Origin of the sequence: Loigolactobacillus rennini DSM 20253 (genome assembly GCF_001436505.1) — a bacterium.
GTDB classification, from domain to species: Bacteria; Bacillota; Bacilli; order Lactobacillales; family Lactobacillaceae; genus Loigolactobacillus; species Loigolactobacillus rennini.
The window spans coordinates 1-1,802 of the sequence record NZ_AYYI01000028.1; the positions used below are offsets into that span (position 1 = coordinate 1).

At 43.6% G+C, this 1,802-nt stretch carries 1 protein-coding gene; it reads left to right on the forward strand.

Features of this window, described 5'->3' with window-relative positions:
* The first annotated feature begins 149 nt into the window (after positions 1-149).
* A complete protein-coding gene (locus FC24_RS04615) occupies positions 150-1,607 on the forward strand; it encodes a DDE-type integrase/transposase/recombinase (RefSeq protein ID WP_057873712.1) in 1,458 nt (485 codons plus the stop codon).
* The last annotated feature ends 195 nt before the right edge of the window (positions 1,608-1,802 follow it).

A 1,802-nucleotide genomic window follows, 5' to 3' on the forward strand; every position in this document is an offset into this window, starting at 1 on the left:
GGTACTGTCAAACGTACCCTAATTTACCTTGTTTTTATTATCGTTACTAATTGTTTTTATTTATCTGAGTGTAAAGAAAAACACCCGGATGTCTTTTTCTGTTATCCTTGGTGTGCAACCAACAAGAAAGCGAGAAAGAAGGCATTCGAGTGCTTACACTATTATTAACTTATTTACTTCAAGTAATCAAGCGACAACATCAATTTATTTTACTTTTGTTAGTCCAGTTGGCAGATATCTTTGATCATTCGCGCTTACCAAAAGCTGACAAACCAATCTTTAAACGATTCAATCAGTTCCAAGTTGACGATAAATTGCCGCTATTAGCAGCTGATATTGGACCTGAGCCGCTTAACTTTGAACAGCTATTAGATGAGCACATAATCAAAACTGGCCGCGAACTAAAGCCAATTCGTCGCCGTGCTGACGCCGTGATCAGGTTTCAGGACCAAACTTGTCCACGTTGTTCAGCGCCAAGCGATTACCTATATGCCAATAACGGCAAGGGTAATCAACTTAAGTGCAAGGTTTGTGCTTTCCGCTTTCAAAACGGTGATGCCAAGAAAAGTAAAGAAGTAGTCTTGCGCTGCCCTTATTGCAATAACCGTTTAGGCCTGCATCATCATCGTAGTAATTTTGATGTGCTGTACTGTGGCAATGATCAATGTCCTTATCGCCTAGATCAAATCGCCCACTTTTCAGCGACAGAACTGAAGCAATTTGCGGCCCAACCGTCCAGTTTTAAAGTCCGTTATACTTTTCGTAATTTCAAATTCGAGCTCAAAGGTCTAGCGCCAGAATCACCGCTCCAAACTAAGGTTGATCTTAGTAAGATCCAGGCCAGTCCCGAAGTTTTAGGGCTAGTCTTGACCTACCACATCAACTACGGTCTGTCTGCACGGCGAACGGCCGCACTGATGTACGACGTTCACGGCGTTAAACTCTCACATCAGACGATTCACAACTATGAGCAAGCAGTCGCAACGATCATTCGCCCGTTCTGGGCGAACTATCCTTACCAACTTTCCAATCAGTTAGTCGGTGATGAGACCTACGTCAAGGTCAAGGGTAAGTGGAACTATATCTTTTACTTTTACGATGCCAAGCGCAAGTTGATCCTCGCCGATTACATCACGCCGCAACGGACGACTGAATCAGCCGTGATCGCCATTAATCAAGTGTTACAGAAAATGACAGTAGTGCCAGATAACCTGCAGTTCGTCGTCGACGCCAATCCAATCTACCAAGTCGCACAAATTTATTTTGCCCAACATGGCATCAACTTTAAAATCAAACAAGTCGTTGGCTTGACCAATAAAGATCCGATCACCACGGAATATCGTTTTTTGAAGCAAACAATCGAACGCTTAAATCGCAGTTTTAAAGGTAATTACCGTGCCAGTACTGGTTTTGGTTCACCAACTGGCTCAGCTAGTTACACGGCCTTATATTCGGCTGCTTATAACTTTTTACGGCCACATGAAGCGCTCGATTATCAGGTGCCGGTGTCCTTACCCGAATTGCAAGATAAGCCCCGCATGTACGATAAGTGGCTGGCGCTGATTGATTTGGCGCAAAAACAATTACCGACTGCGCAACCAGCCTGAATCAGAATCAGTCTAAGTTCAAAATTTAGCGAGCTGTAGGCTTGTTTTGTGCTACTTATAAACGACTATAACCGAACTTAAGCAGTGTGAGTGTGGCACCAATATCGTTAAATGAGCTAATACTAGCGATCACTTTCTCGGTAGCAGTCACACCCCTTCCTGAACCACGGTTTTCATAGAACTTTTGACGTTACC